This is a genomic window from Candidatus Dormiibacterota bacterium, assembly GCA_035635555.1.
Lineage (GTDB): Bacteria > Acidobacteriota > Polarisedimenticolia > Gp22-AA2 > Gp22-AA2 > Gp22-AA3.
This window is the reverse complement of record DASQAT010000017.1, coordinates 1-21033: the sequence shown is the minus strand read 5'-3', so window position 1 is coordinate 21033 and position 21033 is coordinate 1. Positions and strand designations below refer to the sequence as shown.

Sequence of the window (21033 nt, the reverse complement as noted above, 5' to 3'; positions counted from 1 at the left end):
TCCTGATCACGGCGCAGAGAGACGGTGTGGCTGAGTTTCGCGGCAGGCTGAAGGCCCTCAGTTGCGCGGACATCCTGGAGTTCCTGCGCGTCCTCAACCGCAGAGGATTGGTCTCCTTCACCTCGGACGGCGCGTCGATCGGGCTGTACCTGCGCAGTGAGACGATCGTCCACGCGACCTCCACGCGCGCGACCGACAGGCTGTCGGAGCGTCTCGTGCAGCGTGGCCTGATCACGCGCGAGCAGTGCGACGACGCGATGCGGCGCGCCGCAGCGGGCGAGAAACTGGGCCGCGCCCTTCTCGGAGCGGGTGGCCTGAATCCGCGGGGACTCATGGAGGAGCGCCGGCGCCAGGTCCGGCAGATCGCCACGTCCCTGTTCGAGTGGGAGGAGGGGGAGTTCGTGTTCCACGAGGGGGAGGCGCCGCCGGACGCGGAGGTCGAGGTCGACCTGCCGATCACGGAGACGCTTCTCGAAGGGATCCGTTCGGTGCGCAACCCGGAGCTGTTCCGCAAACGGATGCCGTTCGATGAGTGGGTGTTCGAGGCCATCCAGGACGACGGACAGCGGCCGGACATCGGACTCGAGCCGCACGAACAGTACGTCCTGCGCCTGGTGGACGGCGCGCGGACCATCGGGCAGGTCGGCGCTCTGTCCGAATTCGGTCCGGAGGAGACGCTGCGCACCCTGTTCCTGCTGTCCGTCGTCGGTCGCCTGAAGATGCGCGCCGAGGTCTCGGACGAGGACCAGCCGTTGGGGGGAGCCGACGGCATCGAACGAATCCTGAAGAACTACAACGGCATGTTCGGCCTGGTCTACCAGTACCTGATGAAGGAGGTCGGGCCGATCTCGGAGCATCTGCTGGCGCGGTCGCTGCGGGACCTGTCGGTCACGCATCAGGCGCTTTTTCGGAGCACCTCCCTGGGCGGGGACGGGACGGTGGACCCCGGCCTGCTGCGCGAGAACCTCGGATCCCTCCCCGGGCGCCGCCGCCGGGACGCCCTCATCCAGGGACTGAACGAGCTCCTGTACGCGGAGCTCCTGGTCCTGAGAAAGACCCTGGGCACGGTCCATGAAGGACGGGTGCTGCGCGCCTTCCGGGACGTCCGCCTGCACGAGCCGGAGGCCGGTGCGTGATGGCGAGGGCCCTGGTCCGTCTGGGCGGGCTCCTGATCGTGGCGTCGGTGGTCTATCTCGCCGCGGCCCAGATCCTGGCGGGGGAGCCGGACAAGGGGCTGTTCCGCAACATCGCCATCGCCGGGGGCGTGTGCGTGGCGCTCGGTCTCGTGCTGTCGATGGCCGGCCGCGGGATGGCCGCTCTCGTGGGACGCTCCTGCCCGCGCTGCGGCCGGCGGGTGGCGCGGGGTCGCGTCTACTGCGAGGACCATCTGCAGGAGACCATCAACGAGTACCGCGATCAGCAGCGCAACCGGGGGGCCTGAGCCTTGCCGGGGACGGGCGGCACCGCCACGGCGGAACAGACCCGCGGCGAGGGCGCGCCGCTTCTGGTGGTGGTCGGTCCGACCGCGGTCGGCAAGAGCGAGTTCGCCCTGCGCGCCTGCGAGCGCTTCGGCGGGGAGATCGTCGGCGCCGACTCGATGCAGGTCTACCGCGGCCTCGACCGTGGCACGGCCAAGCCCGGACCGCGCGAGCTCCGGCGGGCGCCGCACCATGGGATCGATCTGGCGGAGCCGGGAGAGGACTTCTCGCTCGGCGATTTCGTGAGGTATGCCGAGGCGGCGATCGACTCGATCCGGCGCCGCGGGCGGCTGCCCGTCGTCGTCGGGGGGACCGGGCTGTACCTGCGAGGTCTCCTGAAAGGGATCGCCGAGGCGCCCCGCCGTGACGAGGCCCTGCGGGCGAGGCTCCGGGCGCTGGCGGAGCGGCGCGGCCCGGCCGGGCTCCACAGGCTCCTGGCGCGGGTCGATCCGGCCGGCGCCGCGCGGCTGCCCCCGGCCGATCGACAGAGGCTGGTCCGCGCCCTCGAGGTGTACTTCGTGGCGCGCCGGGGCCTCTCGGACCTGATCGGCGAATCGCCTTTCGGACCGGATCGTTTCGCGACGGTGAAGGTGGGCCTGAGCATGGCGCGCGAGTCGCTGTACCGTCTCATCGACGCCCGCGTCGATCGCTTCTTCGCGGAGGGGCTGGTCGACGAGGTGAGGGGGCTGCTCGAAGCGGGCCGCGCGGAGGCCGCGAACGCCTTCAAGGCGCTCGGGTACCGCGAGACGATGCGCCACCTGCGGGGCGAGCTGAGCCTCGCCGAGGCGGTCGCACTGACCAAGCGGAACACGCGGCGTTATGCGAAGCGCCAGTGGACGTGGTTCCGGCGGGAGGAGGGGGTCGCCTGGTTCGAGATCGACCCGGCCGACCCGGAGCGATTCGAGCGGCCCCTGGCCCATGCGGCGGTGATGCTGACATGCTGACACTGGCCAACCAGCTGACCATCTTCCGGATGGTGATGATCCCGCTGCTGATCACCCTCCTGCTCGGCAACCTGCACGGCTGGGCTCTGCTGGTGTTCATCCTCGCGGGGGTCACCGACGCCCTGGACGGATTGATCGCGAGACGCTACCGCCAGAGCTCGAACATCGGCGCCTTCCTGGACCCGATGGCCGACAAACTCCTGATGACCGCCTGCTTCATCGTGCTGGCCCTTCCGGATCATCCGAAGTCGGTCCCGGAATTCCACATGCCCAACCACATCCCGCTGTCCCTGACCATCGTGGCGATCAGCCGGGACGTGTTCATCGTCATCATCGCGCTCCTCGTCCACCTGACCTCGGGCACCACCAGCTTCCGGCCGACATTTCTCGGCAAGCTGACGACGGTCGTCCAGGTCGTGACGATCGGCACGGTGATGCTGTTGAACTACCTGGGACGGGAGCAGCCGGTCCTGGTCGAAGGGCTCGTCTGGCTGACGCTCGCCGTCACGCTGGCCTCCGGCTTCCACTACATCTATCGCGCCACCCGCACCGTCGAAGGGGGCTGACCGTCCAGTGAGCGGGGACGGGCTGTTCTATTCGACCCAGATCAGCTCGGCCTTGATCGTGCCGACCGGGCCCCGGTAGTCGAGCGGAATCTCGAAAGTCGCGGTGCCCTGCGGAGGGACGACCGAAGGATCGAGCGGCGTCTCCCCCTCGGCCGCCATACCGCCATCGTCCAGGAGGATGCGCACCCTCACCCGGGCCTGCGAGGCCGAGCTTCCGCCGCTGTTCTGGACCCGCCCGAACACCTTGATCCGGCCGTCCGGAAGGACGGAGTGGTCGTTGGAGACGAACGACAGGTTCGCCCGGCTCTTCTGACGGTAACGATCGCGCAGCTTATCCTCCACCGACGTCCCGGGGCGCAGGGCCTTCTGGAAGACATCACCGGCGGGCCGGTTCGTGTAGCTCATCTGGGTCTCCACGGGCGCCTGCCCGGGGACCGGCTCTCCGACGGCGCTCGCGACGGCGCTCTGTCCGCCGGGGGCGTCGCGGAAGGCCAGGCGACGGTGCCTGACCGCGCCCGCCACGATGAGAACTCCGAGAAGGGCGGCGAGCACCATCAACATCCAGGAGAACCCGCCCGCCCGGGCGGGTCGCTCGTCGGCGCCGGGCAGCGGGCCGCGCCCCGCGCGTCCGCGCAGCTCGGCACCGGTCGTGGCGCTCCACGACTGCGCCGCCGGAACGACACCGGCGGCGCGCGGTCCGGCGGTGTCGGCCGAAATCGTGGATTGCGCCCGCTCCAGCTCGCGGATGACAGCGTCGTAGTCCTGGAACCGCTCGCCGGGACGCTTGGCCATCATCTTCTGGATCGCGGAGGCGATCGGGTAGGGAACGGCGGGGTTGACCGCGCGCGGCGAGCGCAGAGGCTCGCTCATGTGCTTCACGATCATCGCCAGCGGCGTCGGCGCCTCGAACGGCAGTCGTCCGGTCACCAGGTGGTAGAAGGTGGCGCCCAGCGAGTAGATGTCCGATCGCGCGTCGATCGCGGCACCCGAGGCCTGCTCGGGCGAGATGTAGCCCGGCGATCCCAGGATCTCCCCGGTCGCCGTCAGCTGGGTCTCCGAGCGCGCCGCCTTCGCCAGGCCGAAATCGGTGATCTTCAGGACACCGTCCTCGGTCAGCATCAGATTGCTCGGCTTGATGTCGCGATGGATCAGCTTTTTCTGCGCGGCGTGACGCAGTCCCGTCGCCGCCTGCAGAACGTAGCCGGCCGCCTCCGCCGCCGGGATCGCCCCCTTCTCCCTCAGGATCGCCTCGAGAGATCGACCGCGGATGAACTCCATGGCGAAGAAGGGCACGTGCCCCTCCTGCCCGATGGTATAGATCTGGGTGATGTTCGGATGATTCAGGGCCGCCGCGGACTGCGCTTCGCGCTTGAAGCGCGCGACGAACTCGGGATCCGCGGCCAGGGCAGGCAGGAGGGTCTTGAGCGCCACCTGCCGCTGCAGCGCCTCGTCCAGGGCCAGATAGACGACGCCCATTCCTCCGGCGCCGATGCGATCCTCGACCCTGTAAGGGCCGAAGCGCTCCGGTCGGTCACTCTCCGCGCCGGGGTTCAACGCGTCGTCGCTCATCTCCTGTACCACGTCCCCCGTCCGGCACCGCCGGGCACGATCACGGAATCGTCATCGTCCCGGTCAACTGCACGCTGCAAATCTATGGACGGGAGGGGCCAAGTCAACGCGGCGGGGATCCCTATGGAAAATGACCGACAACAGTGCGGATGACTCCTGGACGTATCGAGGGAAAAGCACGGCTGGGAAGGCTCGGAGGGTCGAGATCACGGAGAATCGTTCCCACGCGGCACTAACCCCCGTGAAATCAAGCAAATCAAACAGGAACGCTGACGAGCATCCGCATGGTGGTAGGGCATTTTCCCTACTTCTTAAACATGCCTAGAATTCCCTTCCGCCCCGCGTCCTCCGACGCCAGCCCGTCCAGCGCCTCCTGGCTGGCCGGGTCCCACTGCAGCGCCTTCTTGAACATGTCGCGCGCCTTGGAATGCAGCCCGCCCTTGGCGTAGAGGGATCCCAGCTGCGCGTAGATGTCGGCGTTGGTCGGATCGCGTTCGATGGCCTTCAGGAAATTCTCCTCGGCATCCTTCTTCCAGCGCGGGTTCCGGCTCTGCGCCTGCGCCAGGTAATGGAAGTGTTCGGCCTTGGAGGGATCCTGATCGCACGCGTTCTGCAGGAAGGAGATCGCCTCGCCGAGCTTCCCCTTGTCGAACATCTCCCTGCCGTGCTTGAAGTTCATGTGCGCCATGTCGCCGCCGTCCGCCTTCTTCTCCTGCGCGTGGGAGCCCTTGCGGATCGCCTGGTCTTCGTCGTACTTCGTCCGCGTCTCCGCATTCGACAGAGTGGAGTACGCCTCGGTGATGTGGGCGAACACCTTCTCGGCCTTGGCCTTCATGTCCTCGCGCGTGAACTTGTCGGGATGGAACTTCTTCGCGAGGCCGTAATAGGCGCGCCGCACATCGTCAGAAGGAGACGCGGCGGCGACGCCGAGGATCTGGTACAGGTCCTGATCGCGCATCTGCTCGAAGCGCTGCAGCATCTCGCTCTCGAGCTCGGCCGGGGTCGCCGGCCGCACCCGCTCGATGACCGACGTGACGCGTCGAGGCGCCATCGACGGCGCGGGGCGCCTGGCCGGATGAGATGCGCCCGCGCGCGCCCCGACCGGCTTCGCGAGGCCCGCCGGCCGCGCCCCGGGACGGGGGGCGGAGGGTCCCTGCTTCGTCCCGGTCTGCGGTGCCGCGGCGGCACCGCCGTTCGTCGGCGCGCGCGGGGCGCCAACCGCGGGGGAGGATGCCGGTGCCGTGGTCCGAGGGGCCGTCCCGGGGCGCGGCGCCGGCGCCGCCGGATGCAGGGGGATCTCCACGGCCCCTTCGGGCATGGTCAGGATCCCCGCGAGGGCGAGGCCGAAGAGGGCCCGCACCGTCGTGTCCTCGCCCATCGGGCTCACCATGCAGATCTCCGCCGCGCTGGTCCGTCCGTCGACGCGCGACATGATGAATCCTTCCGCCGGGTTGAGCTTGATCGCCTGATATCCCTCGGGCGGGCGGGGCGACATCATGACTCGGGCCTCGAGGGAGCCGAAGCGTCGTCTGATCGCGTCGGCGTCCGGGAGGGCGCGGACCCATTCGAGCAGGATTTCCGGCGTGCTCAGCCCGCCGTCGAGCTGCTCGCGGAATGGAAGCGCGCCGGCCTGGAACTCGTAGGTCCCCTCGCGCATCGCGAGGGCGCCCAGCACGACGCGATGGATGTGCTCGCGGGTCAGCTCGGTGAGGTTCTCCTTGGTGATCAGCCCGAGGCGCGCGATCGTCGTGCCGAGGAGCTCGTCCTGCAGCTTCGCCGCGGTCGCCTGGCGCAGCTGCTCGTCCGTCAAGGCACCCCTGTTGCGGAACAGGGCCGTGATGCTCTCGGTCGGCAGGGTGCTGACCGCGAAGCGGATCATGATGCCGGCGTCGATGAAGATCTGGCGTGTGGTGGCGTCCTTCTGGATCCTCAGGACGCCGGAGGCCTGGCGCTTTTGCACATCGGCCAGGACATCGATCAGGGCCCGCTGCGCGAGATCGCCGTTCATCCGGTCGGGGCTCCCCCCGGACCGCGCCCCGAACGGACTCCGGCCGGGGTGCGGACCGGTCCGACCATAACTTGTGGCGCGGAATCGATTATTGCAAGTACTTGGCGACCAGGGCCTCGCCCCAGGCCTGGCGCAATTCCTTGAGCGAGTAACGCGTGACCTTCTCGAACGACGCCTCCGCCGTGTCCCCCTTCGCCATCGTCTCCAGGACGTCCAGAAGGGCGGGAAAGCCGAGGCGGTCGTCGAGGTATTCGGCGAACGAGAGGGCGCTCGGGTAGGTGAACGCCTGGCCCCAGCTCTCCTTGTCCGGGAGCGCCTGGTACTCCTTCGCCAGCGAGACTCCGGTCGCGGTGCCGGTGGACTTCCCCTCGATCACCTGGGCCAGGCCTTCGTGCAGCCAGCGGGGTGCTGTGCCGTGGCTCTTGCCGGCGATGAAGGCATGCGCCAGCTCGTGGACGAGGACATGCCGGGCCTCGGCGTTGAGCTGCTGCAACCCGCCGATCGGCACGCGGATCTTGCCGTCGTAAAGACCGGCCACGTTCGAGTCCGCCTGGGTCGCTTCGTAGAACTGCCGCTGCGGGTAGAGGATGACGATGATCGGCTGCAGGGGATAGTGATCGAAGCGCGTCTCGAGCGCGCGGAACTGACCCTCGAGGTAGTCGAGGATCTGCGCGCCGAGGTCCGGGCCGCCGCGCTCGCCGTCGTACTTCAGGGTGAAGTGGGCCGCGTCCGACTGGCGGTAGGAGCCGTCGATCGCGCGCTCGCGGGAGAGCTTGTCGATCTTGCTCTTGAGCGCGTCGTTCGGCTTCAGTTCGTAGGCCTTCCTCCATTCGGCCAGGGCTTCCTGCGTGCGCTCCTGCCCGTTGTACACGTCGCCGAGGAGGGCGTGCAGGTCCGCGTCGTCGGGGTGGTCGAGGAGCGCGCGCTCGAGAGTCGATCGGGCGAATATGTCCTGATCGGTTCGCAGGTAGGTCGCGGCCAGGCCCAGCTGCGCCCGCGCGTCGTGCGCGTCGTAACCGAGGGCTTCCCGGAACCGGGCCAGCGAGGCATCGTAGTCGCGCGACTTGAGCGCCCGCGCCCCGAGCTCGTCGAGAAGCCTGACGAGGTTCCGGGTGTTCTGGGCCCGGGCCATGGGGAAGTCTTCGATCCGGCGCTTCAGGTCGTCGATGCCGATCTGGATCGTCTCGTCGGACACGGTCGCCTGCAGGGGCGCGGCGCTCTGCGCCGGAGCGGGGGCGCGGGGGGAGGCGGCCGGGGTCGGCGACGCCTGCGGCGCCGGATCGATCCTGTCCACCTGCGACCGCGGAACGTTGATCCGCGACGCGCCCTGGCTGATGATCAGGAGATCGCCGCTCACCTCCCACGCGTCGGCGGCGAGTGTCGCTCCGTTCTTGAGATGGATCACGTCGGCACGGGCCGGCGATCCGGACGATGCGAGACAGAGGGCGAGGGACAGGGAAGCAAGGATCTGCCGGTGCCGGACTCTCGGCCGGGCGTTCATCCGGGGGTCCGGAGACGGGACAGGGGCACGACGAGCGGAACGGTGGAGCCGGTCAGCGCGGCCGGCACGCCGGAGGCTGCCGCCCGCGCCGAATCGACGTCGGCATAAACCCCCCAGCAGACCCGGTAACAGGATCGTCCCTTCAGCGAATAGGGAAGGATGAACAGGGAGTCGTCCGCGCCGGCACGTGTCCTCGCCCCCTTCACGGTCTCCTCCTGGCAGGCGATCATCACCTGGAGCGTGAACCGATCGGGATTTCCGGAAAGAACGAAGGACTCGAACTGCCGGGCGGCGCCAGCCGCGTCCCCCTGGTCGAGCTGCTGCAGGGCCGAGGCGATGCCGGGGTCGGACGTGAGCGCGGTCCGGCGGGTCGACCCGCCCCGCAGGGCAGGCGCAGTCGTCGGCGCAGGCACGGGCGCTGTCTGCGCGACCGCCGGGGGAGCGGCGCGGGCCACCGGCGGGGCCGGTCGCGCGTCTTCCGATTTCGCGAGAGGGCTGGGTGCCGGAGCCTCACGCGCGTGTTCCTGCATCCTGGCCTCGGCCGGCGCAGGCACGACTGCGGGGACGGCGGAGGGCCGGGGCTCTGGCGCAGCGGCCCGGGCGTTCTGGACCGGCTCCGCCTCGACCGGCAGCGTCGCAGCCGGTCGGGAAGGGACGGACCGCGAGGCGGCGGCCGGCTCGCCATCACCGTTGCGGAGGATGACGTAGCCGAGCGCCCCCCCGACGACGAGCGTGACCGCGCTGGCGCCGAGGAGGATCCGCATGACGTTCTTCGATTCGCCGGAGCTGGGCGCGATCCGGCCGTCGAATGTCAACACGATCGGCCCGGTGTGCACGCGCTCTCCGGTGTCGGGATCGATCTCCCAGCGCGGCTCGCCGACGGCTGCCGGCATCGGCGCCGGCTCGGACGGGAACGCCTCCGGTGGCTGGGTGAAGGCCGGCAGCTCATCCGGTGGGATGGGGGGAGGCTCCGCGACGGCGGGCGGCTCCTCCGGCGTGATCTCGAAGGCGGGCCGGTCGATCGGCCGCGCGGGACTCTCCTCATGTGCCGCGACCGGGACGGACGGGACCGAGGGACTCTCCTCCAGTGTCGCGACCGGGACCGGTGCCGCGACCGGGACCGGTGCCGCAACCGGGACCGGTGCCGCGACTGGGATCGGGGAGGGCCGGTCGCCGTCGGTGACGACTTCTACGAGCGGGGCCGGCTCGAGCGCCTCCGTCTCGATCTCGATCGTGTCGTCATCGGCGCCTTCCTCGGCTGCCGGCGCGGGGTCCGCATCCGGGGTCGCCACGACAATCGGAATGGCGCGGCCGCCCGCGGCGACCGGAGCCGCCTCCCCGGTCGGCGGCACCTTCTCCGCCCCGCCGAGGAGCTCGAGGGCGAGGACGACCCTGCCCACCGTGAAGTCGTCGTGCGACGTGCGGCTGCTGAGGTCGTGCAGGCTCGCAGCGCCGTTCAGGAGCCGGGCGAACCGGTCGATCTCGGAGTCGAGCTTGAGCGAAGACAGCACGAACTCGAGCCGGTCCGTCGGCCGGTACACCGCCTCCATCGAGCCGATCTCGCGGACGATCGTGGCGCGGTCGCCCGACCGCATGAGACAATCGAACAGAAGCCGCCGGGTGCCGAGGCCCAGAGAGGTGACCTCCGGCGGCAGCGGTCCGGGGACCATTTCGTAAGATCCGCTGGTCGCCGTGAAACACGAGGCGACGATGATCTGGACCTGGCGGCGGGCGCCCTGCAGAAGCTCGGTGGGGGTCAGGAAGCCCATCTCGATCAGGGTCTTCCCGAGGGACGCTCCGGGCTCCATGCGCGTCCGGGTCAGCTCGAGCTGCTCGATCGTGAGGCGCCCCTCCTGGATCAGGATGTGGGCCAGCCGATCGGAATCGGCGTTGCTCGCGGCCGAGGCGATTTCACCCTTCTTGAAGTAGAGGACCTTGACGGAATCGGCAAGGGTCAGGCGCAGCGATCCCTCGAACTCATGGAGATGCAGGCCGGCGACGAGTCTCGGCAGGAAAATGTCGTCGATCGATCCCTGGGGCGGCTGATCGTGCATTACGGATCCGTCGGTTCTCCGCGTCTTTCGAGCCAGTCCACTCATTATCAGTTCCGCCCGGAAGCCTGTCAACCCGACGAGAATCGGTCTAAACTCCGGGGCGCATGAGCGACACACGCGCCCCCTTCGACGTGATCGTCGCCGGGAGCGGAATCGCCGGCCTGCGCGCCGCCATCGAGATCGCCCGGGAGGGCGGACGCGTCGCGATCCTGACCAAGGACGGTCCGACCGACTCGGCCACGGACAAGGCGCAGGGCGGCCTTGCCGCGGTGCTGTCGGACGACGACGAGATTTCGCTGCACTATCAGGACACGATCCAGGCGGGCGACGGTCTGTGCCACGAGGGGGCCGTCCGCGTGCTGGTCGAGGAGGGGCCGGCGCGCGCCCTCGAGCTCATCGAGTGGGGGGCGCGCTTCGATCGCGAGGGGACGCGCATCGCGCTGGCGCGCGAAGCCGCCCACAGCAAGAGACGGATTCTGCGCGCCCAGGGCGACTCGACCGGCAGGGAGATCGCCCGCGCCCTGGTCGCGAAATCCTCCGAAGACAGCCGCATCGTCCTCCTGCCGCGGATCTTCTCCGTGGATCTCATCCTCGCCGGGGGGCGCTGCGCCGGGGTGTCCGCCCTGGACGAATCGAGACGGCGGCCGGAGATCCTGAAGGCCCGCTCCGTCCTCCTGGCGACGGGGGGAGTGGGGCAGGCGTACCAGGAGACGACGAACCCCCCGCAGGCCACGGGGGACGGCATGGCGATGGCGTACCGGGCCGGCGCGGAGATGATGGACATGGAGTTCGTGCAGTTCCATCCGACGGCCCTCTCCATGGAGGGGGCGCCGCGCTTCCTGCTGTCGGAGGCGATGCGCGGTGAAGGGGGGCGGCTCGAGAACGCAGCCGGTGAGCGCTTCATGTCGCGCTCCGATCCACGCGGCGAGCTGGCGCCGCGCGACATCGTGGCGCGCGGCATCGTCGCCGAGATGCGCCGCACCGGCCACCCTTGCGTCTACCTGAGCATGCGCGGCCTCGATCCCGAGTTCGTGCGGGGCCGCTTCCCCACGATCGCGGCCACATGCGCCGCGTACGGGCTGGATATCGGGCGCGATCGGATCCCGGTGACGCCGTGCGCGCACTACATCATGGGGGGCGTGAAGACCGATCTCTGGGGACGGACCTCGGTCCCCGGGCTGTACGCGGCGGGAGAGGTCGCCTGCACCGGCGTGCACGGCGCCAACCGCCTGGCGAGCAACTCGCTTCTCGAGGGGCTGGTCTTCGGAGCGCGGGCCGGCCGCGCCATGCTGGGGGACGACCTGCCGCCGCCTCCGGAGGGACCGCTCGTCGGCGACCCGGGGACGGCTCTGGCGATCGGCGAGGAGGCGGCGCGTGAGGCGATCGAGTCCCTGAAGCGGGTCATGTGGGAGGGAGCCGGGATCGTGAGGGACGGGTCGGGCCTGCGCCGGACGATCGACGCCGTCCTGCGCCTGGAACGGGGGCTGGCCCGCCGTTCCGTGTCACGTCCCGGAGTCGAGGCCCGCAATCTGCTGTTCGTCGGCCGCCTCATCGCCGAGTCCGCGCTTGGGCGCCGCGAGAGCCGCGGCGCGCATTTCCGTCAGGACTTCCCGGAGCGGGAATCCGGTCGGGGACGGCACTCGATCATCGCGCCCGGAGCCCCGGCACCCGATCTCCCCTTCATCACGGTTCCCGAAGCCGACTGACGCGTCTCCCGGGCCGCTCCCGGTCCGGTCCCCGTCCACCTCGACACGTTCGAATCCGGCTATGCGTTCGCACCTGCCTGTCCGCAGCCGGACGCCCCGCGGTCATCGACCGGAGCGAAGGCCGCGCTGTGATTCGATCCGCCGGCGAGCACCGGGATTGCTAGTCGCGCCGGTGCGGGCCTTCCCGCAGTCGGGATGGAGGGTCGAAGAGGGCCGATCATGAAGCCGCGACCGTCGCAGACCTACCTCGTCACCCTGTGGACCTACGGCATCGAGCCGCTGTTCGCCGATTCCTCGCGGAGGGCGCTGTTCCTGCACGTCCTCGGCGGCCTGAGGCACAAGCTCGGCTTCCGGCTGCACGCCTACGTGGTCCTGCCGGATCGCGTCCGGCTGATCCTGGGGTCGCCCGGAGAAGACATTCGGGCCGTCCGCCTGACCGTGCAGCGTCTCAAATCGCGGTTCGCCCGGGAGGTCAACGCGCGATCCGGAAGGCGGGGCCTGGTGTGGCAGGACGCCGACCAGACGCTGCCCCTGGCCAGCGCGGACGAGGTGCGACGGAGGGCCGATTTCCTGCACTACAACCCGGTCATGGCGGGCCTGGCGCGGGATCCGGGAGACTGGCGCTGGTCGAGCTACCGGGCCTGGGCCGGCCACGGACGCACGCCGCTCGCGGTCGATGTGCTCCCGGCCGAGTCGGCCCGCCCGCCGGCCCCGGCCGGCAGGATCACTTGATGATCTTGAAGCTGCGCTCCCAGCGCGACTTGGTGAAGAGGTGCGTGATCTTGTCCCAGATGCCCGACGCCTTGTCGGCCAGGGCGGTCTTCTGCCAGGCGTACGAATCCTCGTCGTACGACCACCAGATCATGAAGGCCCGGCCCTTGACGTAGTCGCGCGGCACGAATCCCCAGGAGCGGCTGTCCTTGCTGTTGTCCCGGTTGTCTCCCATGCAGAACAGGGAGTTCTCCGGGATGCGGGTGGGCGGATAGTTGTCCTGGTCGCTGTTCAGGCCCGGAGGGTTGCGATGGATCACGTACGGCTCTTCGAGGGGCTTGCCGTCGATGTAGACCACCCGACTGCGCACCTCCAGCACCTCGCCGGGCAGCCCGATGACCCGCTTGATGTAGTCCTTCTCCGGCTCCTCCGGGTACTTGAACACGACGATGTCCTTCCGCTTCAGGTCGCGCACCGGAAGAAGCAAGTGCTCGACCCACGCCAGCGCCGGAACGGACGACAGCGGCGCGAAGGCGAACTTGTTGACCATGATGTAGTCGCCGACGAGGAGCGTCGGGATCATCGATCCGGTCGGGATCTTCGATTGCTGGAACGCGAACGTGCGCGCGAAGATGACGAAGATGACGCAGGTGACGATGGTCTCGAAATAGTCGCGGACGATGGTCTTGGGCGCGTCGTCGGGCAGCATCCTCTCCCCCGTGTCAGGCGAGGGATTATAGAGGGGGCGGCGGCACCAGGCAACTCGTCCCCCCCGAGAGTGTCGCGCCGCGGTCGCGGGACGCGCGCCTCACTCGATCCAGATCGAGACCCGATGGTCGTCCTCCTGCACCTCGAGGACCTGGCCGGGATCCATCGATTCCAGCTCCCTGATCGCGTCCTCGAGATCGAGATCCTTGACGCGCACCCGGGTCTTCTCGCCGTCCGCGCCGCAATCATGGATGGTCGCGTGCGCCTCGGTCCGCGCGGCGATGCGCAGGAACGCGGACACCACGCTCATCGGCAGGTTCACCAGGACGCTCGGCGTGACCGAGCCGTCCGCGTACACCCGGATCTTGAGCCAGCGGCCCCTGGAGGAGTCCCGGGCGGCGAGCGGAGTCACGGCGAGGGTCAGCACCAGAAGGCCGAGAAGCGCCGTCCCGGCCACCGATTTGAAGCGAGAAGTCATGGGACCTCCTTGGGAAGACCGCCGGTTCCACCGGATCGAACGGTGGCCGTCGCAAAAGGTTCCCCGCGCCGGCGCGCCCTCCTCAGAGACCGGCGCGTTCCTTCAGACGGGCGATCTGACGGGACAGGCGGTGCAGCCGTATCGACAGGCTGAAGAGGTACACGGCGAGGACGACCCACACCGCGGTGTAGGCCAGATTGAGGAAGCGCAGGCCGCGCTCCACGACATCGGGGCGCGCCGCCACGTTCTCCGCGGTGAACCCGGTGGCCGGATCCTGCACGAGGAGGGCGAAGATCGAGGCGAGGGACTCGAAGTGCGGGTCGATCATGCTGTCCCGGCGGGCGACGCCTGACGTCCGGCGTGCAGCGTCAAGGCTTCCACGTCGTCCTGCAGGCGCCCGAGGCGGACGCGTAGAAGGAGAAGGAGAAGGAAGAACAGAAGGAACGTGACCGAGCACAGCGCCAGGGCCTTTCCCATGGCCGGGTCGAGACCCTGGCCTCCGGAGATCTTCAGCACCCTGGGGTGCAGTCCGCGCCACCATTCCACGGAGTAATAGATGATCGGGACATCGAGCGCACCGACGATGCCGAGGACGGCGCAGAAGCGCGCCGCCTGGTCCGGGCTTTCCGCGCTCCGGCGCAGGATCAGGTATCCCATGTAGAGCAGCCAGAGGACGAGCGTCGAGGTGAGACGCACCTCGCCCGTCCACCAGACGCCCCAGACCGGGCGGGCCCAGATGGGTCCGGTGAGCAGGACGATAGTGAAGAACAGGACGCCGATCTCGGCGGAGGCGTGCGCCAGAAGGTCCAGGCGCCGGTCGCGGGTCCACAGGTAGAGAGCGCTGAACAGCGCGCACAGGCCGACGCCGAGAAAGCCCGCGAAGGCCGAGGGGACGTGGAAGTAGAAGATGCGCTGCACGACCCCCATCTTCCCTTCCGTCGGCACGATCCGAAAGACCACGTGCAGGCAGCAGGGGACGAGGACCGCCACGAGGATGAAGAGGATGCGCTCGGCCAGGACGGCCGTGCCGCTCGTCGTGTTCGCCACCGCGCGCTTCGCCATCACCGGCCGCGATGATACCACCATCGCGCGGCGCGCCTAATCCTCGAGGACGTAATCGAACAGCAGGACGGCCGCCGCGAGAAAGATGACATCGTAGGCGGCGGACATCTGGAGCCAGTGCCCGTAGGCGGCGAACGGGCGCCCGGCCAGGACGTGGCTCGTCGTCTTGACGGCGGCCAGCGCGACCGGCACGGCCGCGGGGAAGAGGAGGAGCGGCAGGAGGAGCTCGGACCGGCGCGTGCTGGTGGTCATGGCGGCGAACAGGGTTCCGACCGCGGCGAAACCGACGGTGTTGAGAAGAAGCGCCAGGATCGCCAGGAGGATCCGGCCGCTGAAACGGAAGTTGAACATCACCACCGCCACCGGCACGATCAGGATCTCCACGACCGCCATGAACAGCACCGTGGCCGCGACCTTGCCCAGGTAGAAGGCGCTGCGGTCGATCGGCGAGAGCAGGATCCCCTGGATGCGGTCCTGCTCGCGCTCGATCTGGAACGAGCGCCCGATCGCCAGCACCCCCGAGAAGATGAAGGCGACCCAGAGCACCCCGGGGCCGAGCGTCACGAAGTCGATGACGGTGAAGTCGAACGCGAAGTTGAACACCACGAGGACGAGAAGCGCGAAGAACAGCAGAGTCACGAGCTGCTCGCGGCTGCGCAGCTCGACTCTCAGGTCCTTCCCCGCGACGAGAAGAACGGCGCGCAGGTACGTCACGCGGGTCCCGCTCCCGCGACGGACCCCGGCGTCGCCAGGAGCGTCTCGAGGCGGGCGGAGTCGAGACCGCGCGCGGGCGCGTCGAGCTCCAGGCGTCCGTGCCGCAGCACCAGGACTCGATCGGCGACCCGCAGGCCCTGCTCCAGATCGTGCGTGGCCATCACGCAGGTGCGGCCGGCCGACCGAAGCTGCCGCAGTCGCTCCTCGAGCCGCGCGGAGGATTCACGGTCCAGTCCCGTGAACGGCTCGTCGAGCAGCACCATCTCGGGGCCGTGCAGGAGCGACCGGGCGATGGCCAGCCGCTGCTGCATGCCGCGCGAATAGACGCCGACCCGGTCCTCCTGGCGGTCCGACAGACGAGCCGCGTCGATCGCCTCGCGCGCCGCGCGCCCGGGATCGGGGAGACCGTAGAGCCGGGCGTAGAACAGCAGGTTCTCGAGGCCGGTCAGGTGCTCGTAGAGAAACGTCTGGTGCGAGAGGAAACCGATCCGGCTGCGAAGGCGGCCGGCGTCGGATGGCACGACCTCCTCGCCGAACAGGCGCAGCCGCCCGCCGCTCGGACGCGTGAGGGTTGCGAGAAGACGCAGGAGCGTGGACTTGCCCGCGCCGTTCGCTCCCAGCAGGACGATCGTCTGGCCGGCGGGGACGCTCAGGTCGATCCCGTCGAGAGCGGCCAGCGGCCCGTAACGCTTCGCGAGTCCCCGCGTCTCGACGACGGGAGGACCGTCACGGTCCGCCGCCATCACGTGCCGCCCGGGCGCCGGCCGCGCGGCCGGGGCACCTGGGCCTCGATCTCCTCGATGCGCTGCACCAGGCGGACCGCCTCGTTCGTGTACCGGTCGGTCATCTCCCGATAGTCCCGCTCGCCGATCTTGCCGGCGTGGTAGTCGAACTCGATGTCCTGCAGGGTCTCGTAGGCGACGCTCTTGAGAGCGTGCAGATCGCGCAGCTGGGCGAGCAGATCGGGGCCGTCGGTGAGCGGCGCCGTGACGTGCCCGACGAAGGGGGAGAGGATGAGCGCCGCCACGGCGAGCGTCAGCACAATTCCTGCGAGGACCAGCATCAGCGTCGTTCCCTCAGCTCGCGGCGGACGCGCTCCCGCGCCCTCTCCTCCGCGGGCGTCGGGGCAGGGAGGTCCATCGCCGGCGGCGCTCCGGGGGCCGCCGGGGACGTCCTCACGGAGCCCCAGCGGCGCACCACGACGACGAGTGCCGCGCCGGCGAGGAAGAGAACCAGAAACGGCGTGACCCAGGCGACGAGGTCGAATCCGGACTTGGTCGGCGCCGAGCGCATCTGCTCGCCGTGCTGCGCCACGAACGCCGCCACGACCTGGTCGGGAGTCTCCCCGTTGGCCAGACGTCCGGCGATCTCCTGCCTTATGGAGTCGGCCGTCCCGCACGTGCAGACGCGCACGGTCAGGTCCGAGCAGCCGCAAAAGCACATGAGTCGCCCTTCGACCTGCTGCTGGGGCGTCAGGTCCGCAGCCCGCGCGCCGGACGACAAGGGGAACGCCGCCGGGATGAAAAACGTGAGGGCGAGGAGAATGAGAATTCGCCGGGCGGCCGGACGGGCGGATGACGCGGGCGCGCGGCGGGGATCAGGCCGCACGGGTCTCGGCCTCCGCCAGCCGCGCCTCGGCGTCACGGCGGCGGTCGCGGAGGTCGGGGAGCATGGCGAACCAGGCTCCGAAAATCAGGACCCCTCCGCCGATCCAGATCCAGTTGATCAGCGGGTTGAGGTAGGCCTTGAGCGTGGCGCGCCCCTCCTGCGGGTCGAAGCCGGTCATGATCGTGTACAGATCCTCGCGCAGGGTGTAGTGGATGGCGACCTCGGTCGAGGGGTTCTGCCCCGCCTTGTAGAAATTCTGTCCGGGCACCAGCGTGCCGACCGGCCGGCCGCCGTCGAGGATCGCCAGACGCGCCCCCATGAACTCGGCGTTCGGTGAATCGCGACTCACCATGTCCTCGAAGCGCAGGGTATAGCGTCCGACCGAGAAGCTCTCGCCGCGCTTGAGGGAGGCCGTGCCCTCCTGCTTGAAGGCCGAGGACCCGGTCACGCCGATCAGGATGAGGACGAAGCCCAGGTGCACGACGAAGCCGCCGTAGCGGCGCTTGTTCCTGTCGACGAGGCTCAGGAGGGCCGGGCCGAACTTCTGCCCCGTCACTTTCTGGCGCGACCGCGCGCCCCAGAAGAACTCCATGACCGTCGTGGTGATGACGAACACCCCCAGGCTGAACGCCACGATCGCATAGAGGTCGCGCACGCCCGCCACGTACAGGGCCACGGCACCGCCGACGAGGGACCAGAAGGGGACCTGGATCTTCTCCATCAGCTTCAGGGCGCTGGCCCGCCGCCAGGCGATCGTGGGGCAGATGCCCGCCAGGGTCACGAGCGCCAGGGCGATCGGCACCATGATCTGGTTGAAGAACGGCGGGCCGACGGTGATCTTCACGCCGCGCACCGCCTCGGAGATGATCGGAAAGAGAGTGCCCCACAGCACCGTGAACGCGGCGCCGACCAGGATGAGGTTGTTGAACAGGAAGGTGCTCTCCCTCGACACGAACGAATCGAGGCGGTGCTCGCTCTTCAGCTCGGGCAGGCGGTAGAGCAGGAGCCCCACCGACACGAGGGTGCAGAGGCCCAGAAAGCCCGCGAAGACCGGGCCGATGTCCGACTTCGTGAAGGAGTGCACGGACGAGATGACCCCGCTGCGCGTGATGAAGGTACCGAGGATGGCCAGCAGGAAGCTCATGATGACCAGGGAGAGGTTCCATACGCGCAGCATCTTCTTGCGCTCCTCGATCATGACCGAGTGCAGGAACGCCGTGCAGGTCAGCCAGGGGATCAAAGAGGCGTTCTCGACCGGGTCCCAGGCCCAGTAGCCTCCCCAGCCGAGCTCGACGTAGGCCCACCAGCCTCCCAGGAGAATCCCCGTTCCCAGGAAGAACCAGGACAGGATCGTCCAGCGCCGGGTGGTGCGGAACCACGTGTCGTCCAGGCGTCCGGTGGCGAGGGCGGCCATGGCGAACGCGAACGGCAGGGTCAGCCCGACGTACCCGAGGTAGAGACAGGGCGGGTGGATCGCCATGAACACGTTCTGGAGCTGCGGGTTCAGGCCGTTGCCGTCCTCCGGCGTGAAGGCGAGCCGGACGAACGGACGGGCCATGAAATTCACCAGCCCCAGGAAGAATGTCGAGACGAAGGCGAGCGTCGCGACGACGAACGGCAGCAGTGGGCGATTGAGTCGGCGGTTCGTCAGGACGATGAGGGACGCGTAGGTGACCAGGATGAATTCCCAGAACAGCAGCGAGCCGGCCTGGCCGCCCCACAGGGCGGTGATCTTGTAGAGCTTCGGCAGGGCCCGGTTGGAGTAGGACGCCACGTACTCCAGGCCGAACTGATCCGTGAAGATGCAATATTCGAGACTGACGACCGCGAGGAGGACCAGGACCCACGTGGCGTAAACCGCGCGCTCGGCGGAGAGGACCAGCTCACCGAGGCGGGCACGGCCGCCGTTATACGAGGCGATCAGGGCCCACCCCGAGGTGGCCAGGGCGAGGTAGAGGCAGAGCGTCCCGAACTCGGCCATCGGCTAACCGGCTCTGGGGGGTGACGTCACCGCGGCTGCCGGTTCTGGGCTTCGTACTTGGAGGGGCACTTGGCGAGGAGTGTCTGTGCGGCGAACACGTCGTCGGCGCCGAGGGCTCCCTCGACGACCGCCTCCGCCCCGTCGACGAAGGTGTCGGGAACTTCCTTGTTGTAGACGACGGACAGCTCCTGCTTGCCGTCGGTCAGGACGAACCGCGCTCCCGGCGCTCCCTGGTGCTTCTGGATCGATCCGGCTTTCACGATGCCGTTCACCCTGAAATTGTCCCCCAGGTCGGATCGCCTGCCGGAGTCCTTGAACTCGGACACGGTCAGGTAATAGACGAGCGACCCCTTCAGCCCGACGCTGAACAGGACGGCGAATCCGGCGACGAGGAGAACCACCGTGATGACGATTTTTCTGGATATACGCTGCGCCACGGTGAGGACCTTCTCGGTAGAAGGTTGAGTTGAATCCAGACGCCGATGATAGCCGACGCTCCAGGGCAAGTCAACAGAACGGGGAACGGCGGGCGGACCGGATGCTGGCGCTGAACCCGTGCTGTTTCCTGAACTTCCGCCGGAAATCACGATACTGAAATCGGGCACGGCGCGGGGCCGGCCGCAGATAGTCGAGCGGCGGGCTTGACAGTTGGGAATCGGGACCTACATTAAGTGCCAGACGGTTTGTATATGCGCTTTAGAATCACAAGAGATGGGGATATAAACGCAGCGCATATACAGACACTGAGAGCATCCCGAATCCTTCCATAAACCCAACCCGAGACGCGGGGGCCGAAAGGCCCCCCACCCGCCTTTTGTCTGGGTCTCGATGTCTGGGCCGGATCTGGGGCTGTCCGCATGTGCCCGAGCTGTGACTATCGCCCGTGGACCCGGTCGCGGGTGATCGGGAGGGGGCCCTTCATCGTAGGTATCTCCCGGCGCACAGTCTGGCTCCCGCGATGGGGGGAGCCAAGGATAGGTAGGATCAGAATTTCACTTTATCCTTCGCATCATCAAGTGCAGCGTCGTCGTGCGCTGCGTCGGCAGCTTCCCGAGCGACGCTGTTGAAGATCGTCACGTCGGCACGATAGGTCTCCGGGCGATCACCCATGTCTTGTATCAGTCCTACGATGACTGGATGCTTCTCAGGATCGATCAGCGCCCGACCCACAGTGTAGACCGCACGAATGTTTCCCGCCTGCCACGTCACGGTCGTCAGGTGCTCCCTTGCCACAGTTGCATTGAACCCGTTGTGAAGCTCATTCTGCGATAACGTCGTCGACGCGGGTGCGCCCCATCGTTCAGTTAGCAGCCGAATCATTGCATTCGGTTCCGGGTCGGCAGAGAACCTGAGACTTAGCGCACCCGAGGTCACTACGTACACCATCCGCAGCCACACGATCTGACCTTTGGCGTCCTCGACCACCCACCCACGCCGGTCTGAGAGGGTGAAGTGGTGAATCTTGCAGCCGAGATATCCAGGTGACAGGTCGAAGATATCGGCCCGACGTAAGAATCGATCAGTGATCTCGCGCTCCCGGCCAAGGTCGATTCCGCTGATCCCCGCGAGGTCGGTGAGGGACATTCCGATGGAAATACCCTCCAGCGAGGGTGTCTGCGGCACCTGCTGCAAGTCGGCCGCCCACACACTGCCGACCCCGGTGGCCAGCAGCGCTCCGATCGTGACCCACTTCAACATCAGCTTCATTGTCGTCCACCCCCAGGCGCGACCTCTGCGCCGGTTCCCTCACGATCACCATGGCCTTGCGCCAGTGGTCCAGATGGGCTGTTAGGCGGGGCGGTCTTAGCAGGGCGCGGAAAAAGTCACGACTTCACGGTTCGTGACTGGATCGAGTGACGTACGATGCGTCTCAACACATCGGAGGAGCGCGCGATGCGTGGAGACGACCGACAGCAAAGCTCGATGTTCAGCTACGTCGCACCGG

At 68.4% G+C, this 21033-nt stretch carries 21 protein-coding genes; 6 read left to right on the top strand and 15 right to left on the bottom strand.

Annotation, left to right across the window (positions count from 1 at the left end; genetic code table 11):
- Positions 1 to 26: 26 nt before the first annotated feature.
- Genes VEW47_04925 through VEW47_04910 form a run of 4 tightly spaced genes read left to right on the top strand, consistent with a single transcriptional unit; the run spans position 27 to position 2988 of the window.
- On the top strand, positions 27 to 1136 hold the full coding sequence (locus VEW47_04925) for a DUF4388 domain-containing protein (protein ID HYS04518.1): 1110 nt from the start codon (positions 27 to 29) through the stop codon (positions 1134 to 1136).
- A complete protein-coding gene (locus VEW47_04920; GenBank protein HYS04517.1) occupies positions 1136 to 1441 on the top strand; it encodes a hypothetical protein in 306 nt (101 codons plus the stop codon). The genes VEW47_04925 and VEW47_04920 overlap by 1 nt, the downstream gene beginning before the upstream one ends.
- Before the next feature lie 3 nt (positions 1442 to 1444).
- The gene (miaA, locus tag VEW47_04915) at positions 1445 to 2422 is read left to right on the top strand and encodes a tRNA (adenosine(37)-N6)-dimethylallyltransferase MiaA (GenBank protein HYS04516.1); all 978 of its coding nucleotides are present in this window, start codon (positions 1445 to 1447) and stop codon (positions 2420 to 2422) included.
- Positions 2416 to 2988, top strand: coding sequence for a CDP-alcohol phosphatidyltransferase family protein (locus tag VEW47_04910; GenBank protein HYS04515.1), 573 nt, complete (start codon positions 2416 to 2418; stop codon positions 2986 to 2988). The genes miaA and VEW47_04910 overlap by 7 nt, the downstream gene beginning before the upstream one ends.
- Before the next feature lie 27 nt (positions 2989 to 3015).
- Here the strand turns inward: VEW47_04910 and VEW47_04905 are convergent, their stop codons facing one another.
- The 4 genes from VEW47_04905 to VEW47_04890 form a co-directional block, all read right to left on the bottom strand.
- Complete coding sequence (locus VEW47_04905; GenBank protein ID HYS04514.1) at positions 3016 to 4557, bottom strand: serine/threonine-protein kinase; 1542 nt, start codon at positions 4555 to 4557, stop codon at positions 3016 to 3018.
- Positions 4558 to 4861: 304 nt separating this feature from the next.
- Positions 4862 to 6565: a DnaJ domain-containing protein gene (locus tag VEW47_04900; GenBank protein HYS04513.1), complete on the bottom strand. Its 1704-nt coding sequence runs from the start codon at positions 6563 to 6565 to the stop codon at positions 4862 to 4864.
- Positions 6566 to 6653: 88 nt separating this feature from the next.
- Positions 6654 to 8066 carry a tetratricopeptide repeat protein gene (locus VEW47_04895; protein ID HYS04512.1) on the bottom strand — a complete coding sequence of 471 codons (1413 nt, stop codon included), beginning with the start codon at positions 8064 to 8066 and terminating at the stop codon, positions 6654 to 6656.
- Positions 8063 to 10120 carry a DUF4388 domain-containing protein gene (locus VEW47_04890; protein ID HYS04511.1) on the bottom strand — a complete coding sequence of 686 codons (2058 nt, stop codon included), beginning with the start codon at positions 10118 to 10120 and terminating at the stop codon, positions 8063 to 8065. The genes VEW47_04895 and VEW47_04890 overlap by 4 nt, the downstream gene beginning before the upstream one ends.
- Positions 10121 to 10224: 104 nt before the next feature.
- Between VEW47_04890 and nadB the strand changes: the two genes are divergently transcribed.
- Both nadB and VEW47_04880 read left to right on the top strand, forming a co-directional pair.
- A complete protein-coding gene (gene nadB / locus VEW47_04885; protein ID HYS04510.1) occupies positions 10225 to 11826 on the top strand; it encodes an L-aspartate oxidase in 1602 nt (533 codons plus the stop codon).
- Between the two features lie 219 nt (positions 11827 to 12045).
- Positions 12046 to 12558: a hypothetical protein gene (locus VEW47_04880; GenBank protein HYS04509.1), complete on the top strand. Its 513-nt coding sequence runs from the start codon at positions 12046 to 12048 to the stop codon at positions 12556 to 12558.
- Here VEW47_04880 and lepB read toward each other — a convergent pair.
- The 11 genes from lepB to VEW47_04825 form a co-directional block, all read right to left on the bottom strand.
- Positions 12551 to 13246, bottom strand: coding sequence for a signal peptidase I (lepB, locus tag VEW47_04875; protein ID HYS04508.1), 696 nt, complete (start codon positions 13244 to 13246; stop codon positions 12551 to 12553). The genes VEW47_04880 and lepB overlap by 8 nt on opposite strands.
- Positions 13247 to 13345: 99 nt before the next feature.
- Positions 13346 to 13723: a hypothetical protein gene (locus VEW47_04870; protein ID HYS04507.1), complete on the bottom strand. Its 378-nt coding sequence runs from the start codon at positions 13721 to 13723 to the stop codon at positions 13346 to 13348.
- Positions 13724 to 13805: 82 nt separating this feature from the next.
- Positions 13806 to 14051, bottom strand: a complete 246-nt coding sequence (locus VEW47_04865) for a CcmD family protein (protein ID HYS04506.1) — start codon at positions 14049 to 14051, stop codon at positions 13806 to 13808.
- On the bottom strand, positions 14048 to 14785 hold the full coding sequence (locus VEW47_04860; GenBank protein HYS04505.1) for a cytochrome c biogenesis protein: 738 nt from the start codon (positions 14783 to 14785) through the stop codon (positions 14048 to 14050). The genes VEW47_04865 and VEW47_04860 overlap by 4 nt, the downstream gene beginning before the upstream one ends.
- Positions 14786 to 14821: 36 nt before the next feature.
- Positions 14822 to 15499 carry a heme exporter protein CcmB gene (locus tag VEW47_04855; protein ID HYS04504.1) on the bottom strand — a complete coding sequence of 226 codons (678 nt, stop codon included), beginning with the start codon at positions 15497 to 15499 and terminating at the stop codon, positions 14822 to 14824.
- Positions 15496 to 16242 (bottom strand): ABC transporter ATP-binding protein, encoded by a 747-nt coding sequence (locus VEW47_04850; protein HYS04503.1) that lies wholly within the window; start codon positions 16240 to 16242, stop codon positions 15496 to 15498. The genes VEW47_04855 and VEW47_04850 overlap by 4 nt, the downstream gene beginning before the upstream one ends.
- Positions 16242 to 16562 carry a hypothetical protein gene (locus tag VEW47_04845; GenBank protein HYS04502.1) on the bottom strand — a complete coding sequence of 107 codons (321 nt, stop codon included), beginning with the start codon at positions 16560 to 16562 and terminating at the stop codon, positions 16242 to 16244. Before VEW47_04845 ends, VEW47_04850 begins: the two co-directional genes overlap by 1 nt.
- Positions 16562 to 17107: a cytochrome c-type biogenesis protein CcmH gene (locus VEW47_04840; GenBank protein ID HYS04501.1), complete on the bottom strand. Its 546-nt coding sequence runs from the start codon at positions 17105 to 17107 to the stop codon at positions 16562 to 16564. Before VEW47_04840 ends, VEW47_04845 begins: the two co-directional genes overlap by 1 nt.
- A complete protein-coding gene (locus VEW47_04835; protein HYS04500.1) occupies positions 17097 to 19088 on the bottom strand; it encodes a heme lyase CcmF/NrfE family subunit in 1992 nt (663 codons plus the stop codon). The genes VEW47_04840 and VEW47_04835 overlap by 11 nt, the downstream gene beginning before the upstream one ends.
- A 26-nt stretch (positions 19089 to 19114) precedes the next feature.
- Complete coding sequence (locus tag VEW47_04830; protein ID HYS04499.1) at positions 19115 to 19525, bottom strand: cytochrome c maturation protein CcmE; 411 nt, start codon at positions 19523 to 19525, stop codon at positions 19115 to 19117.
- 547 nt (positions 19526 to 20072) lie between these two features.
- Complete coding sequence (locus tag VEW47_04825; protein HYS04498.1) at positions 20073 to 20795, bottom strand: hypothetical protein; 723 nt, start codon at positions 20793 to 20795, stop codon at positions 20073 to 20075.
- Positions 20796 to 21033 lie beyond the last annotated feature (238 nt).